Annotated in this window: 12 protein-coding genes; 4 read left to right on the forward strand and 8 right to left on the reverse strand. The window is 75.2% G+C overall.

All coding sequences use genetic code 11. From position 1 onward, the window contains the following. Window positions 1–69: 69 nt before the first annotated feature. Window positions 70–3,348, forward strand: coding sequence for a lamin tail domain-containing protein (locus tag O7633_RS15475; protein WP_282328280.1), 3,279 nt, complete (start codon window positions 70–72; stop codon window positions 3,346–3,348). A 57-nt stretch (window positions 3,349–3,405) separates the two neighbouring features. On the opposite strand, the gene O7633_RS15480 is transcribed toward O7633_RS15475, so the two are convergent. The 6 genes from O7633_RS15480 to O7633_RS15505 all read right to left on the reverse strand — a co-directional run bounded on the left by O7633_RS15480 (window position 3,406) and on the right by O7633_RS15505 (window position 10,064). Continuing rightward, window positions 3,406–4,029 carry a helix-turn-helix transcriptional regulator gene (locus O7633_RS15480; protein WP_282328281.1) on the reverse strand — a complete coding sequence of 208 codons (624 nt, stop codon included), beginning with the start codon at window positions 4,027–4,029 and terminating at the stop codon, window positions 3,406–3,408. A gap of 354 nt (window positions 4,030–4,383) precedes the next feature. Next, window positions 4,384–5,367, reverse strand: a complete 984-nt coding sequence (gene hemB / locus O7633_RS15485) for a porphobilinogen synthase (protein ID WP_282328282.1) — start codon at window positions 5,365–5,367, stop codon at window positions 4,384–4,386. A gap of 41 nt (window positions 5,368–5,408) precedes the next feature. Continuing rightward, on the reverse strand, window positions 5,409–6,989 hold the full coding sequence (locus tag O7633_RS15490; protein ID WP_278129500.1) for a uroporphyrinogen-III synthase: 1,581 nt from the start codon (window positions 6,987–6,989) through the stop codon (window positions 5,409–5,411). Next, entirely contained in the window at window positions 6,986–7,954 is a 969-nt protein-coding gene (hemC, locus tag O7633_RS15495; RefSeq protein ID WP_282328283.1) for a hydroxymethylbilane synthase, read from the reverse strand. The genes O7633_RS15490 and hemC overlap by 4 nt, the downstream gene beginning before the upstream one ends. Continuing rightward, a complete protein-coding gene (locus O7633_RS15500) occupies window positions 7,951–9,294 on the reverse strand; it encodes a glutamyl-tRNA reductase (RefSeq protein ID WP_282328284.1) in 1,344 nt (447 codons plus the stop codon). The genes hemC and O7633_RS15500 overlap by 4 nt, the downstream gene beginning before the upstream one ends. Further along, on the reverse strand, window positions 9,291–10,064 hold the full coding sequence (locus O7633_RS15505) for a redox-sensing transcriptional repressor Rex (RefSeq protein WP_278129506.1): 774 nt from the start codon (window positions 10,062–10,064) through the stop codon (window positions 9,291–9,293). The genes O7633_RS15500 and O7633_RS15505 overlap by 4 nt, the downstream gene beginning before the upstream one ends. A 387-nt stretch (window positions 10,065–10,451) precedes the next feature. Between O7633_RS15505 and O7633_RS15510 the strand changes: the two genes are divergently transcribed. Continuing rightward, window positions 10,452–11,747 (forward strand): sensor histidine kinase, encoded by a 1,296-nt coding sequence (locus tag O7633_RS15510; RefSeq protein ID WP_282328285.1) that lies wholly within the window; start codon window positions 10,452–10,454, stop codon window positions 11,745–11,747. Window positions 11,748–11,911: 164 nt separating this feature from the next. Beyond that, window positions 11,912–12,565, forward strand: a complete 654-nt coding sequence (locus O7633_RS15515) for a response regulator transcription factor (RefSeq protein WP_074472827.1) — start codon at window positions 11,912–11,914, stop codon at window positions 12,563–12,565. 55 nt (window positions 12,566–12,620) lie between these two features. On the opposite strand, the gene O7633_RS15520 is transcribed toward O7633_RS15515, so the two are convergent. Next, window positions 12,621–13,271 carry an HAD hydrolase-like protein gene (locus tag O7633_RS15520; RefSeq protein WP_278129510.1) on the reverse strand — a complete coding sequence of 217 codons (651 nt, stop codon included), beginning with the start codon at window positions 13,269–13,271 and terminating at the stop codon, window positions 12,621–12,623. A 110-nt stretch (window positions 13,272–13,381) separates the two neighbouring features. Further along, entirely contained in the window at window positions 13,382–13,636 is a 255-nt protein-coding gene (locus tag O7633_RS15525; RefSeq protein WP_043965311.1) for a glutaredoxin family protein, read from the reverse strand. Between the two features lie 572 nt (window positions 13,637–14,208). Here O7633_RS15525 and O7633_RS15530 point away from each other — a divergent pair. Beyond that, window positions 14,209–15,177: an ECF subfamily RNA polymerase sigma factor, BldN family gene (locus O7633_RS15530; RefSeq protein WP_178066508.1), complete on the forward strand. Its 969-nt coding sequence runs from the start codon at window positions 14,209–14,211 to the stop codon at window positions 15,175–15,177. Window positions 15,178–15,228 lie beyond the last annotated feature (51 nt).

Genomic DNA, 15,228 nt, shown 5'->3' on the forward strand with positions numbered 1-15,228 from the left:
GGGGATGGACGGCGGACAGCGCCGCCGCTTAACGTGCGTTCGTTCACGTCCACCCATCGTGGAGGCCCCATGCGCCCGCGCCGCAGAACTGCCGCGCTCGCGACCGCCGTAGCCGTCACCATCCCGGTCATCGGCGTCGCACCCACCGCGGCCAGCGCCGCGCCCACCGACCTTTTCATCTCGGAGTACGTCGAAGGCTCGTCGAACAACAAGGCGATCGAGCTCTACAACGGCACCGGTGCCCCCGTCGACCTCACCGCCGGCGGCTACCAGCTCCTGCTCTACTTCAACGGCAACACCACGGCCACCACCCTGGCCCTGACCGGGACGGTCGCCGCGGGCGACACGTTCGTGTTCGCCGCCGCCTCGGCCGCGCCGGCGGTCCTCGCCCAGGCCGACCAGACGACCACCGCCAGCCTCTTCAACGGCGACGACGCGATCGTGCTGCGTCGGGGCGGCAGCACCGTCGTCGACTCGATCGGCCAGGTCGGCGTCGACCCGGGCACCGAGTGGGGCAGCGGCCTGACCAGCACCGCCGACAACACGCTGCGGCGGCTGCCCACGGTCACCTCCGGCGACACCGACCCGTCGGACGCCTTCGACCCGGCCGCCCAGTGGGCCGGCTACGCCACCGACACGTTCGACGGGCTGGGCGCGCACACCGTCGACGGCGGCGGCCCCGTCGACCAGCCCGCCACCGTCACCTGCGGCGGGGCGCTGACCACCGCCGCCGGCACCGCCGCCAGCCGGGAGGTGACCGCCACCGACCCGGACGACACGATCGTCGGCCTGGCGGTCACCTCGGTCGAGCCGGCCCCGGCCACGGGCACGATCAGCCGCACCGCCTTCACCCCGGCCGACGCCGTCGGCGGCACCGCCCGCGCCACGATCGCCACCAGCGCCGACCTGGCCGCCGGGGCGTACACCGTGACGGTGACCGCGACCGACACGGACGGCGGCACCGCGACCTGCGCGCTGGCCGTGACCGTGACCCGGGAGCTGACCGTCGGGGAGGTGCAGGGCCCGACCACCGACGCCGAGTCCGGCCCGGCCGACCGGTCGCCGCTCGCGCCGGCCTCCGGCAACGGCACGAGCAGCACGTTGTACGACGTGCGGGGCGTGATCACCCAGCGCACCCTGGCCCGGACGTCGGCCGGGGCCGACCAGCACGGCTTCTTCCTCCAGAGCCGCGCGGACGCGAGCGACGGCGACCCGTCCTCCTCCGACGGCATCTTCGTCTTCATGGGCTCGTTCACCTCGCTGATCGGCGGCTACGTGCCGACGGTGGGCGACGAGGTGGTGCTGCGGGCCCGGGTGTCCGAGTACTACAACATGACCCAGCTCTCCGGGGCCTCGCTGGTCACCAAGATCGCGTCCGGCCTCGACGTGAACTCCGTCGTCGCCGTCGCCGACGCGGTGCCCCCGGCCGACCTGGCCGCCGCGCAGCGGTTCTGGGAGCGGCACGAGGGGGCCCGGGTGCGGGTCCGGGCCGGCAGCGGCGCGGTGAGCGGCCGGGCCGTGTTCGCGTCCACGGCCGACTCCGAGGTGTGGGTGGTCGACCGGGACGACCCGCTGCTCGGCCGCGCCGACGCGTACGCCCGCCGGGTGTTCCGCGACGCGCACCCGCTGGACAACGACGCGACCCGCCGCTTCGACGACGGCAACGGGCAGCGGATCATGCTGGGCGCCATGGGCGTCAAGGCGACCGCCGGGGACAACGCCGCCCTGCTGCCGCCGGCCCGGACCTTCGACACCCTCACCGGGGACGCGTACGGCGCGCTCTACTACGCGTTCGAGAAGTACGGCGTCCAGGTCGAGCAGGCCGCCTTCGCGGCCGGGGCCGACCCGTCGAAGAACAACCCGCCGCAGCCGGCCGACCGGTCGCGGGAGATCGCGGTCGCCACGTACAACGTGGAGAACCTGTACGACTACCGGGACGACCCGTTCGACGGCTGCGACTTCACCGGCAACGCCGGCTGCACCGGGGTCAGCCCGCCGTTCGACTACGTGCCGGCCAGCGAGGCCGACTACCGGGAGCACCTGACGGCGCTCGCCGACCAGATCCGCACCGATCTGCACTCGCCGGACCTGATCCTGGTGCAGGAGGCCGAGGACCAGGACATCTGCTCCGTGACCGGGGGCGCGCTGGTGTGCGGCGACACGAACGACGCCGACGGCGCGCCGGACACCCTCCAGGAGCTGGCGCTGGCCGTGGCCGCCGCGGGCGGGCCCACGTACGCCGCGGCGTACGACCGGACCGGCGCGGACGCCCGGGGCATCACCGCCGGGTTCCTCTACCGCACGGACCGGCTGTCGCTGGCCGAGGCGACCACCACCGACCCGCTGCTCGGCTCCGCGCCGGTGGTGCCGTACCGGTCGACGGGGCTGCCGTCCAACGCGGACGTGCAGAACCCGAAGGCGCTCAACGCGGTGCTGCCGGCAGATACCGACACCTCCACCGGCAAGGACGGCAACAACGTCTACACGCGGGCCCCGCAGCTCGGCAAGTTCTGGGTCAAGGCGACCCCGGGCGGCTCCGAGGGCTACCACCTGTGGGCGCTGAGCAACCACTTCTCGTCCGGGCCGGACAGCCGGGTCGGGCAGCGCACCGAGCAGGCCCGCTACGGTGCCGCGCTGGTCACCGCGATCCACAACGCGGACCGGAACTCCCGGGTGGTGTACGGCGGGGACCTGAACGTCTTCCCCCGCCCCGACGACCCGATCGCCACCGGGGCCGACCCGACCCCGTCGGACCAGCTCGCCGCGCTGTACGACGCGGGCCTGCACAGCCTGTGGGACGACCTGGTCGCCGAGGTGCCGTCGTCGGCGTACTCGTACAGCTTCGAGGGGCAGGCGCAGACGCTGGACCACCTGTTCGTCAACGACGCGCTGCGCGACGACCTGGTCCAGGTGCGGGCGGCGCACGTCAACGCCGACTGGCCGGCGGAGTTCACCGGGGACGGGTCGCGCGGCTCCAGCGACCACGACCCGCAGGTGGCCCGGTTCCGCTCCCGCGCGTCGCTGAGCGTCGCCGACGCCACGGTGGTCGAGGGCGACAAGGGCACCCGCCCGCTCGCCTTCACCGTCACCGTGTCCCGGCCGCTGTCGCAGCCGGCCCTGATCTGCGCCGCCACCTACGGCACCACGGCGCAGGCCGGGGCGGACTACGAGCCGTACGTCGGCTGCAAGGTCCTGGCAGCCGGGCAGACCTCGCTGACCTTCACGGTCACCGTGCGCGGTGACCACAAGCGGGAGGCCGACGAGAAGGTGAACCTGCTGGTGGCCGGCGTGCCCGGCCTGCACCTGGCCGACCCGCTGGCCGTCGGCACCATCACCGACGACGACTGACCGGCCCGACGGCTCCACGGCGGCCCGTCGCCCGGCTCCTGGCCGGGCGGCGGGCCGTCAGCCGTACGGGGGGACGGCACGCGGCGGTGGCGGCACGTGCCGGAGCTTGGCGACGCGGACCTCCCACCGGCTGCGACGGCGCATCGCGTCCCGGTAGGCGCGGTTGCGGTAGAAGGTCTCCGGCGGGCGGGCCAGCCCGTAGACGTCGGCCCACCACTCCCCCGGCTCGGGGTCGAGAATGGTGTCCAGGTGCGACGGGTAGCGGCGCTCGGCCCCGTCGCGGGCGTCGTCGCGGTCGCGCATCGGCTGGAGCACCCGGCCGAACTCGTCCACCACGGCCAGCCGGAAGCCCGCCGCCGCGAGGAGCCGGCGCAGCATGGCGATGCTGGGGGTCAGCGCGCCGGCCTCGATCCGCCCGATCGTGGACGGGTGCACCCCGGCGCAGGCGGCCAGCTCGCGTTGGCTGGCGTCGGCCCGCCGCCGCACGGCCCGGATGATGCCGGCCACCGGCCACGGGATGTCGAACGGCTCGGTCAGCATCGCCGGCGGCTCGTCGCCGGCGGTGGGCTCGCCGGCTGCCTGATCGGCGTCCGTGGCCCCGCCGCCTGCCGGGTCACCGGACTCGGCGTCGTCGCCTCCGGGGGCGTCGTCGGGCTGCGGTGGCGCGATGTGGGCTGCCATGGGTTCACGTTCCCCGCCCGCGCGGGCCGGTCGCAACCCCGCCCCGCCCGGCTGTGGATAACCGGGCGTCTGGCGGTAACCCGCGCGTCCCGCTGGCCGCCGGTCGACTGGCCGCGCTTCGGTCGGCGGGGCGGCTGGTCGAGCGGTCCGCGGCCGGGCCGGGCACCAGCGACCACTCCTCGCGGCCCCTTTGCTCTGCACCCGCCGACGCAGCAGTCACCCTAGGTAAGTGTTGCGCCCGTGGGTGCAGAGCAAAGGAAGCAAAGAAGGGGGTTGGGGTCGGGCGAGGAAGGTGCACAAAAGGGATTCAAGGGAGCGGAAGGGAAACGGGGGGGGCGGTCAGCCCAGATGCGCTCAGTAACGGTCGCGGAGCAGGCGGGCGGCCTCGACCGCCCAGTAGGTGAGGATGATCTGCGCCCCGGCGCGCCGGATCGACGTCAGCGTCTCCAGCATGACCCGCTCCCGGTCGATCCAGCCGTTGGCGGCGGCCGCCTCGACCATCGCGTACTCGCCGGAGACCTGGTAGGCGGCGACCGGGACGTCGACCGCCGCGCGCACCGCCGCCACCACGTCGAGGTAGGGCAGGGCCGGCTTGACCATCACGATGTCGGCGCCCTCGGCGACGTCGAGCGCGACCTCACGCAGGGACTCCCGCAGGTTCGCCGGGTCCTGCTGGTAGGTGCGCCGGTCCCCGTCGAGGCACGACTCCACCGCGTCCCGGAACGGGCCGTAGAAGGCGGAGGCGTACTTCGCCGCGTACGCGAGGACCGCCACGTCGGTGTGGCCGGCGGCGTCCAGGGCCCGGCGGACCACGCCCACCTGCCCGTCCATCATCCCGGACGGGCCGACCACCCCGACCCCGGCGGCGGCCTGGGCCACCGCCATCTCGGCGTACGCGACGAGGGTGGCGTCGTTGTCCACCTCGCCGTCGGGGGTGAGCAGGCCGCAGTGCCCGTGCGAGGTGAACTCGTCCAGGCACAGGTCGCTCATCACCACGGTCGCGTCGCCCACCTCGGCGACCACGTCGGCGATGGCGACGTTGAGGATGCCGCCCGGGTCGATGCCGCCGGAGCCGGTCGGGTCGCGCCGCTCGGGCACCCCGAAGAGCATGATCCCGCCCACGCCGGCCTGGACCGCCTCGGCCGCGGCCTTGCGCAGCGAGTCCCGGGAGTGCTGGAGCACCCCCGGGAGCGACGCGATCTGCCGCGGCTCGGTCAGCCCCTCCTTGACGAACATCGGCACGACCAGCTCGGCCGGGTCGACGCGGGTCTCGGAGACCAGCCGCCGCACGGCCGCGTTGCGGCGCAGCCGGCGGGGCCGGATCTCGGGGTACGGCATGCGGGGCCTCCCTGGGCGAGCTGGCTGTGCGGCCGGTGCGACTAGCGGAACCGCAGGGCGGTCGGCCCCTGCACCTTCGAGCCCCGGCGCTGCTTGGCCGGCATGGCGGCCAGCTTCTCGCGCAGCTCGACGGCGTAGGCGGCCAGCGCCTCCACGAGGTCGGGCACCGAGGCGTGCTGCGGCTGGACGTCGACCCGCAGGCCGAACTCCGTCGCGGTCTCCGCCGTCTTGGGGCCGATGACGGCGACAACCGTGCGCGCGTGCGGCTTCCCGGCGATGCCGACCAGGTTCCGGACCGTGGAGGACGAGGTGAACAGCACCGCGTCGAACCCGCCCGACTTGATCGCGTCGCGGATCTCGGCGGGCGGCGGGGCGGCCCGGACCGTGCGGTACGCGGTCACGTCGTCGACCTCCCAGCCGCGCTCGGTGAGCCCGGCGGCGAGGGTCTCGGTGGCGATGTCGGCGCGCGGCAGCAGCACCCGGCCCACCGGGTCGAGGATCTCGTCGTGCGGCGAGAACTCGGCGAGCAGCCCCTCGGACGACTGCTCCCCGGCGGGGACCAGCTCCGGCTGGATGCCGAACGCGCGGACGGCGTCGGCGGTGGCCTCGCCGATACAGGCGATCTTGACGCCGCCGAAGTGCCGGGCGTCCAGGCCGTGCTCGGCGAACTTCTCCCACACCGCGCGGACGGCGTTGACCGAGGTGAATACCACCCAGGCGTACCGGCCGTCGACCAGGCCCTTGACCGCCCGCTCCATCTGGGCGGGGGTACGCGGCGGCTCGACCGCGATGGTCGGCACCTCGCACGGGATCGCCCCGTACGCGCGCAGCCGCGCGCTCATCACCCCGGCCTGCTCCTTGGTGCGCGGGACGAGCACCTTCCAGCCGTACAGCGGGCGGTTCTCCCACCAGCTCATCTTGTCGCGCTGGCCGACGCCCTCGCCGACGGTGAGCACGACCCGGCCGGTGAAACCGAGCGCCGCCGCCACGAACGAGTCCACGGTCGACGTGGTCGTGTACTGGGTCTCCCCGGTGCCGTCGCCGGTCACCCCGACGCCGGTCGAGCCGTCGACCCCGGCGGCGAGCAGGCCGTCGCGGATCGCGGCCAGGTCGCCGGCGTCCACGGCGAGCGCCAGCGAGCCCCGGCCGACGGCGGCGGCGAGCGCGTCGAAGTCCAGCGTGGTGACGTCCTCGACGTCGGCGGCGGTGCGTACGCCCGGCAGCGGCACGCCCGCGTAGGTGGCGACGCCCTCGGCCTGGCCGACGCCCGGCACCACCTCGAAGTGCGCGGCGGTGCGGGCGACCGCCTGCACCTCCTTGACCACGGAGTCGTGGCCGAACGGGTCGCCGGCGACGAGGTGCACGGCGTTCAGGCCGGACCTCGCGGCCGAGATCAGCACCTTCGCCACGTCACCCGGCACGCCCTCCGCCGGGGAGAACTGGGCGTCGGACTTGGCCTGGGCGCGCACGGCGTCGAGCAGCGACTCGGGGACTCCCCGGTCGTATACCACCTGGTCGGCGTCGACCAGGGCGTCGTGCGCCCGGCGGGTCAGCAGGCCCGGGTCGCCGGGGCCGGCCCCGACGAACGCGATACGGCCGACGGGCTTACGGGTGCGGGTCATTCTGTGCTCCCAAATTGCTGGGTCCCCGGACCGGCGTTTCCTTCGTGGCCGAGGATCGAGTCGGCGCCGAGTTCGAGGAGTTCGGCGGCGAGTGCCTTGCCGATCTCCGCCGCGTCGGCGGGCGTTCCGGTGCGGGACAGCCGGAGGTCTCGCGTGCCGTCCGGGCTGATCACCGCCCCGCGCAGGTAGATCTCATCGCCGGCGTCGCCTTCGGCGAGTTCCGCATAGGCGGCGACGGGTGCGCTGCACCCGGCCTCCAGGGTGGCCAGCAGCGCCCGTTCCGCGACGACCGCGGCCCGGGACGGTGCGTGGTCGAGCACCGCGAGCAGCTCGACCAGGTCGGTGTCGTCGGCCCGGCACTCCACGGCCAGCGCGCCCTGGGCGGGTGCGGGCAGCATGAGCATCGGGTCGAGCGTCTCGGTGATCACGTCGGCCCGGCCGAGCCGGGCCAGCCCGGCCCGGGCCAGGACGACCGCGTCGAGGTCGGCGTCCGGGCCGAGGACCCGCGCCAGGCGGGTGTCCACGTTGCCGCGGATCGGGGTGACCTCCAGTTGCAGCCCGAGCGCGTGCAGCTGGGCGATGCGGCGCAGCGCGCCCGTGCCGACCACCGCGCCGGGCGGCAGCTCGGCGAGGGTGCGCCCGCCCCTGGCGACCAGCGCGTCGCGCGGGTCCTGGCGGGGCGGCACCGCCGCGACGTGCAGCCCGGGGGCCGCCGCGGTGGGCAGGTCCTTGTAGGAGTGCACGGCGAGGTCGATGGTGCGGGCGGTCAGGGCGTCGCGCAGCGCCGAGACGAAGACGCCGACGCCGAGCCGGTGCACGGGGGCGGACGAGCGGTCGCCGGCGGTGACCACCTCGACGAGTTCGACCTGGCGGCCGGTCGCCTCGGTGAGCGCCGCGGCGACCTGGCCGGACTGGGCCATCGCCAGCGCGCTGCCCCGGGTGCCGAGGCGCAGGGGGGCGGTCATCTGTCGCCTCCGGGATACGGGGTGGGGTCGGTGTCGACAACGTCGGGGACGGTGTCGACGGGGGACGTCTGCGGGACCTGGAGGTCGAACAGCTCGCGCAGCAGCGCCGCGTACTGGTCGCCGCCGGGCTCGGCGGCGAGCTGGCGGACCCGCACGGTGGGCTGGTGCAGCAGCCGCTGGACGACCCGGTGCACCGTGCGGGCCACCTCGGCGCGCTGGTCGTCACTGAGGTCGGGGCGGCGTTGGGCCAGCCGGCGCAGCTCGGTGGCGACCACGTCCTCGGCCCGGCCGCGCAGGGCGGCCACGGTCGGTGCCACGTCGGCGCCGCGCAGCCAGGTGAGGAACGACTCGACCTCGGCGGTGACGATCCGTTCGACGGCGGCGGCCTCGGCGGCGGCGGGGCCCCCGGCCAGGACCGCCGCCATCCGGTCGATGTCGATCACCTCGACGCCGGGCAGCCCGGCCACGCCGGCCTCGACGTCGCGGGGAACGGCGAGGTCGAGCAGCACGAGCGGGCCCCGGTCGGGGTCGCGGCGGGCGAGCGCCCGGGTGACCACCTCGCGGGTGAGGACCGGTTCGGTGGCCGCGGTGGCGGCCACTACGATGTCCACTGTGGAGAGCACGTCGGTCAGCCCGGCAATGGGCGCGGCGCTGGCCCCGTACGACTCGGCCAGTCGCACTGCCCGGTCGGTCCCCCGGTTGGTCACGGTGAGCGGGCCCGCGCCGAGCCGGGAGAGCGTCGCCACACCCAGCGCGCCCATCGCGCCGGCGCCCACCACGAGGGCCGGGCGGCCGGATAGCGCGCCGTCGAGGTGGCCGGCGGCCAGGTCGAGCGCGGCGCTGACGACGCTCTGGCCGGCCCGGTCGATCCCGGTCTCGGCGTGCGCCCGCTTGCCCACCCGCAGCGCCTGCTGCATCAGCTCGTGCAGCAGCCGGCCGGCGGAGTCGGCGCCGCTGGCCCAGTGGTACGCGTCGCGGAGCTGGCCGAGGATCTGGGCCTCGCCGACGACCATCGAGTCCAGCCCGGCGGCGACCCGGAAGACGTGGTCGACGGCGGCGGCGTCGTAGTGCACGTAGAGGTGGCTGGCCAGGCTCGCGGGCGGGGTGCCGGCCTGCTCGGCGAGGACGGCGCAGACGTCGCCGAGGCCGCCGTGGAAACCGGATACGGCGGCGTAGACCTCCACCCGGTTGCAGGTGGAGACCAGCACCGCCTCGCTCACGTACGGCTGGGCGAGCAGGCGGTCCAGGGTGCGGGTGAGGTCGGCCGGGCCGACCGCCAGCTGTTCCAGGGTGGCGACGGGAGCGGTGCGGTAGGACGCGCCGACGACGAGCAGTTTCACGTGCCGATCGCCTCCTGGGGGTCGGTGGCCGCGAGCCCGCCGGGCAGGGCGGTGAGGGCGGTGCCGCCGGCGGCGGGCAGCGCGGTCAGCGACGCCTTGCGGTGCTCGTGGAAGGACAGGATCTGCAGCTCGATGGCGAGGTCGACCTTGCGCACGTCGACCCCGTCCGGGACCGAGAGTACGCACGGCGCGAAGTTGAGGATGCTCGTCACGCCGACGGCGACGAGCTGGTCGGCGACCGCCTGCGCGGCGCGGGCCGGGGTGGCGATCACGCCGATCGCGATCGGCTCCTCGGCGGCGATGCGGGGCAGCTCGTCGACGTGCCGCACGACCAGCCCGTTGATCTCCTCGCCGACCCGCCCCGGGTCGGCGTCCAGCAGGGCGGCGATGCGGAAGCCGCGGCTGGCGAAGCCGTCGTAGCCGGCGAGGGCGTGACCGAGATTACCCACCCCGACCAGGGCGACGGCCCGCCGCTGGGTGAGCCCGAGCACGTACTCGATCTGCTCGACCAGCAGGGCGACGTCGTAGCCGACGCCGCGGGTGCCGTAGGAGCCGAGGTGGGACAGGTCCTTGCGGAGCTTGGCGGAGTTGACCCCGGCCGCGCTGGCCAGGCCCTCGCTGGAGACGGTCTCGTGACCCGACTCGGCGAGGTTGTGCAGGGCGCGGAGGTATTCGGGCAGCCGCGCGACGGTCGCCTCGGGCAGGTCCGGGAGCGCCGGTACGGCACCGGCGCGGCCGGACGCGCCAGGGTGACGGTGCTGCTGACTCATGAGACTCCGTGCGGTGCGATCCTCGGCCGGCTCAAGCGGCCTGCCGTATCGGGACTCCCGCTGGCGACCGAGATTGCCGGCTGTGCTAGCAGGACGCGTCGGAACTACAGAGTAGGCGCTTGTGAAGACACGCACAAATCGCGATCTTGAAGACCGGCGACCCGCCTCCACCTGCCCCTCCACCCCCCAAGATCGATCCGGCGCCTCGCGTGGCCCGCGCCGATTATTGCTCATTCCCGACTTCCGTCACCAATCGCGCGAGCGCCGCGCCCGTCGCCGCCCCGTCCCGCCCAGCGGGGTCGCCGGCCGACGGTAGGGCTGGCACCACCAGCAAGAGGACGGCCGACGGGATTCCGGGGGGCGGGGCCGCGTCCCTAGCCTCGAACCATGACCACCGCCGCCACGGCCGAGCCGGCCGCCCTCCCGCCCCGCCTCACCCGCCAGCTCCTGCGCGACTCCGGGTACGTGCTGCTCGGCTTCCCCCTCGCCGTGGCCGGCTTCGTGGTCCTGGTGGCGGGGCTGGCCCTGGGCGTGGGACTGGCGGTGACCGTGATCGGCCTGCCCGTCCTCGCCGCCACCCTCTACGCCGCCCGGGGCTTCGCCGACGTGGAGCGGCTGCGGCTGACCGCTGTGCTCGGGCAGGACCGGGTGCGGCCCGAGTACCGCCGGGCCGAGCCGGGGGCCAGCGCCTGGCGGCGGATCCTCGTCCCCATCGCGGACGTGCAGTCCTGGCTCGACCTGGCCCACGGCATCCTCAACCTGGTCGTGGCCCTCGTCACGTTCGTGGTGACCGTCACCTGGTGGGCCGCCGCGCTCGTCGGCACGCTCTACTCGGTCTACGACTGGGTGCTGCCGCACCCGCCCGACGACCAGCCCCTCAGCGAGCTGCTCGGCCTGGGCGACTCGGCCGCCGCCCGGATCGGGATCAACACCGCCGCCGGGCTGTTCTTCCTGGTCACCCTGCCGCTCGTGGTACGCGGGTGCGCCCGTCTGAAGGCCGGCTTCGCCCGCGCCCTGCTCACCGGGGTGGCCGAGATGCGCAGCCGGATCACCGTCCTGGAGGAGCGGCGGCGGGCGGCCGCCTCCGCCGAGGCCACCGCGCTGCGGCGGCTGGAGCGCGACATCCACGACGGCCCCCAGCAGCGCCTCGTCCGGCTCGCCATGGACCTCAGCCGGGCCCGGCACCAGCTCGCCGACGACCCGGAGGCCGCCGGCCGGACTCTCGACGAGGCCGTCGCCCAGACCCGGGACACCCTCGCCGAGCTGCGCGCCCTGTCCCGGGGCATCGCCCCGCCGATCCTGGTCGACCGGGGGCTGCCCAGCGCCCTGGCGGCCCTCGCCGGGCGCGGCCTGATCCCGATCGAACTGCGGCTCGACCCCCGGCTGGACGCCCCGGACGGGCGGCCCGACCCGGCCGTGGAGAGCACCGCCTACTTCGTGGTCGCCGAGACGCTGACCAACGTGGCCAAGCACAGCGGGGCGACGGAGTGCCGGGTCGAGGTCACCCGGCACGACGACCGGCTGGTGGTCGCCGTCGCCGACGACGGCCACGGCGGCGCGCACCTGGCCAAGGGGCACGGCCTGGCGGGGATCGCCGACCGGGTGCGGGCGGCGGGCGGCCGGCTCGACGTCGTCAGCCCGGCCGGCGGGCCGACCGAGGTGCGCGCGGACCTCCCGCTGTGACGACGGCCGCCCCGGCGGCCGCCGGCGACACCCCCGACAGCGCCGCAGGCGCTCCCCGCGACACCCCCGACAGCGCCGCAGGCGCTCCCCGCGACACCCCCGACGGCGCCGCAGGCGCTCCCGGCGGCCCCGCCGAGGGTCACGACGTGGTAGACACCAGCACCATGCGGGTGGTGATCGCCGACGACGCCGTGCTGCTCCGGGAGGGGCTGGTCCGGCTGCTGACCGAACGTGGGCACGAGGTGGTGGCCGCCGTCGGCGACGGGGACGCCCTGGTCGGGGCGGTCGTCGCCCACCGGCCCGACGTGTCGATCGTCGACGTGCGGATGCCGCCGTCGCACACCGACGAGGGGCTGCGCGCCGCGGTCGAGGCCCGCCGCCTCGTCCCCCGCACCCCGGTCCTGGTGCTGTCCCAGTACGTCGAGGTGTCGTACGCCGACGACCTGCTGGCCACCACCGGCGGGGCCGGCGGCGGGGTGGGCTACCTGCTCAAGGACCGGGTGGCCGACATCGACGAGTTCCTGGACTCGCTGGCCCGGGTCGCCGCCGGCGGCACCGTGCTCGACCCGGAGGTGGTCGGCCAGCTGCTGGTCCGCCGGCGGCGCGACGACCCGCTGCGGGAGCTGACCCCGCGCGAGCGCGAGGTGCTGGCCCTGATGGCCGAGGGGCACTCCAACACCGCCATCGCGAAGGCCCTCGTGGTCACCGACGGCGCGGTCGAGAAGCACGTCCGCAACATCTTCACCAAGCTCGGCCTGCCCCCGGACACCGCCCAGCACCGGCGCGTCCTGGCCGTCCTCGCCTACCTGCGCGGCTGACCGCGCCGCCGCCGGGGCGACGCAGGGCGGACCCCGGCGCGCCGGTGGCCGGGGTTCAGCGCAGGGTGGCGGCCAGCGCGACGGCCTCGGTGAGGGTGTCGGCCACCGGGTGACCGGAGTCCCGCAGCCGGGCCGCGTCGGTGAAGCCCCCCGTGTAGAGCACCGCCCGGCCGCCCACCGACTCGGCCGCGTCGGCGTCGTCGACCGAGTCCCCGATCAGCACCACCGCCCGGCCGTCCAACCCCAGCCCGGACAGGTGCTCGGCCAGCGACCCGGCCTTGCGGTCGCCGCCGACGGTGGCGCGCAGCCCGTCGACCCGGGCGAACCGCCCCGTCAGCCCGTAGGAGTGCACGGCGGGCACCAGCTCGTCGTGGAACCACATGGACAGCAGGGACTGGCTGCCCGGCCAGGCCGCCATCGCCGCCGCCGCGTCGTCGGCCAGCGCGCAGGTGGTCAACCCGCTGCGGTACGCGTCGTGGAAGATCCGGTCCAGCTCACCGAACGCCTCGTCGTCGACCGCCCGGCCGAGCACCCCGGCGTAGTAGTCGGCGATCGGGCGGCGGAACCGCACCCGGTGCTCGTCCGCCGTGACGGCCGGCCCGCCCACGCTGGCGAACGCCGCGTTGGTGGCCGTCACCACCAGGTCGAGGTCGTTGAGCAGGGTGCCGTTCCAGTCCCAGACGAGGTGGGGGCGCGCAGGGGTCATCCGAGCACGATAGGCGGCGGGCGGCCGCGTGGGGAGCTCCGGGTCGCGTCGGTGCGCGGGAGGCGGCCAGAGCTGCGGCGTCGCGGCCAGAGCTGTGGGGTGGTGTGCTGTCAGAGCTGTGGGGTGGTCAGGTCCCGCAGCAGCCGCTCCTCCTCCACCCGCCAGTACCCGTGCTCCTTGCCGTCGAGCAGCACCACGGGCAGCCGGTCGCCGTACTCCCGCTCCAGCTCGACGTCGGTGGTCACGTCCTTCTCGATCCACCGGTCGCCGGTGACCGCGACCACCCGGCCGAGCGCCGCCTTCGCGTCCTCGCAGAGGTGGCAGCCGGGGCGGGTGATCAGGGTGAGCCGGGCGTCACTGGACATCGGGAAACCTCCGTGCGGGTGTCGGCCGGGGCCGCCCTCCGGCGGCCCGCGCCCGGACAGTCTCCCCCGGCCCGTCGGTGCGACACACCCGGTACCGGCGACTCGGCAACGCACCGTGTGCGGACGGGCCCGACCTGACGCGCGGAAGCACCGCCGCCGCCCCGCACGGGCAGCCGGCGCAGCCGTCGTACCGGCCCCGCGCCGAACGGGTCGATCGGGCGCTGAGCTGGGCATATCCCTAACCAGCCGCCGCGCGAAAGTCAACCTCCCCCGACGGACAACGGGTCCGCCGCAGATCGGACGGGCGAGCAAATACTTCTGCTCTGTGTAACGGACTTGCCACGCGCGGGTGACGTTGGCCCTATTATCACTCGGGTCGACTCACCCCATTTGCCGTGAGTCGACACCCCTCAGCCCGAGGAGGCCCCCGTGCCTGTGAGCGCATTGGACCCGTACCTCAAGGGGATCTGCCGCCCGTCGGCACGTCCCGGACGAGCCCTGCCCGACGGCCCCGGCCGCGCCCGCGCCGGGGCGGCCCCGCGGCCTGCGGCGACCCGGACCGGGGAGGCACGGTGACCAGTTTCGGCTACGCGCAGCGACCGGTCGGGCTGGCCGCGGCGGCCCGCGCCGTCCTCAACGAACGGTTGGGCATCGGCCGGAACCCCGTGGACGACGGGTCCAGCCTCGCCGTACGCGGCGACGGGGCCTCCAGACGGTTACGCAACCGGTCCCATCACAACGAGGCGGTGCCCCGGCCGGCGACGCCGGGAGGCAACGGCGGCCGGGTGGCGTCGCCCGCGCGGCCGACGATGCCGGCGCAGGGCCGACGCAGTGGCGACACCCCGCCGACGGCCGATCCGGCGGCCGGCGAGACGGCGGTGCTGCCGGCGGTGCCGGCCAACCCGCCCCCACCGCCGCCCGGGCCCCCGGGCGGCGGCACGCCGACGGGCTTCCCGAGCCGCCCCGACCCGTCCGACCCGGCCACCGAGGTCTGGAAGCTGGTCGAGCGCGCCCAGGCCGGCGAGGCCGAGGCGTTCGGGCTGATCTACGACCGGTACGTCGACACCGTCTTCCGCTTCGTCTACTTCCGCGTCGGCAACCGGCAGCTCGCCGAGGACCTCACCTCCGACACGTTCCTGCGCGCCCTCAAGCGCATCGGCAGCTTCACCTGGCAGGGCCGGGACCTCGGCGCCTGGCTGGTCACCATCGCCCGCAACCTGGTGGCCGACCACTTCAAGTCCGGCCGGTACCGGCTGGAGGTCACCACCGGCGACGTGCTGGACGCCGACCGGGAGGACCGCGGCCCGGAGGGCAGCCCGGAGGCGGCGGTCGTCGAGCACATCACCAACGTCGCCCTGCTCACCGCCGTCAAGCAGCTCAACCCGGAGCAGCAGGAGTGCATCGTGCTGCGGTTCCTCCAGGGCTTCTCGGTGGCGGAGACGGCCCGGGCGATGGGCAAGAACGAGGGCGCGATCAAGGCGTTGCAGTACCGCGCGGTCCGCGCGCTGGCCCGGCTGCTGCCGGACGGCTTCCAGCCCTGACCGCCGCCGTCGGCCGCGCCGACCCGTCCCGTTCCGCCCGCCCCGGCCGGG

It is taken from the genome of Micromonospora sp. WMMD712 (assembly GCF_029581295.1).
GTDB lineage: Bacteria > Actinomycetota > Actinomycetes > Mycobacteriales > Micromonosporaceae > Micromonospora > Micromonospora carbonacea.

Coding starts and splice junctions, on each gene's coding strand:
- O7633_RS15475 (WP_282328280.1), top strand. CDS start 70: ATGCGCCCGCGCCGCAGAACTGCCGCGCTCGCGACCGCCGTAGCCGTC.
- O7633_RS15480 (WP_282328281.1), bottom strand. CDS start 4,029: ATGGCAGCCCACATCGCGCCACCGCAGCCCGACGACGCCCCCGGAGGC.
- hemB (WP_282328282.1), bottom strand. CDS start 5,367: ATGCCGTACCCCGAGATCCGGCCCCGCCGGCTGCGCCGCAACGCGGCC.
- O7633_RS15490 (WP_278129500.1), bottom strand. CDS start 6,989: ATGACCCGCACCCGTAAGCCCGTCGGCCGTATCGCGTTCGTCGGGGCC.
- hemC (WP_282328283.1), bottom strand. CDS start 7,954: ATGACCGCCCCCCTGCGCCTCGGCACCCGGGGCAGCGCGCTGGCGATG.
- O7633_RS15505 (WP_278129506.1), bottom strand. CDS start 10,064: ATGAGTCAGCAGCACCGTCACCCTGGCGCGTCCGGCCGCGCCGGTGCC.
- O7633_RS15510 (WP_282328285.1), top strand. CDS start 10,452: ATGACCACCGCCGCCACGGCCGAGCCGGCCGCCCTCCCGCCCCGCCTC.
- O7633_RS15515 (WP_074472827.1), top strand. CDS start 11,912: ATGCGGGTGGTGATCGCCGACGACGCCGTGCTGCTCCGGGAGGGGCTG.
- O7633_RS15520 (WP_278129510.1), bottom strand. CDS start 13,271: ATGACCCCTGCGCGCCCCCACCTCGTCTGGGACTGGAACGGCACCCTG.
- O7633_RS15525 (WP_043965311.1), bottom strand. CDS start 13,636: ATGTCCAGTGACGCCCGGCTCACCCTGATCACCCGCCCCGGCTGCCAC.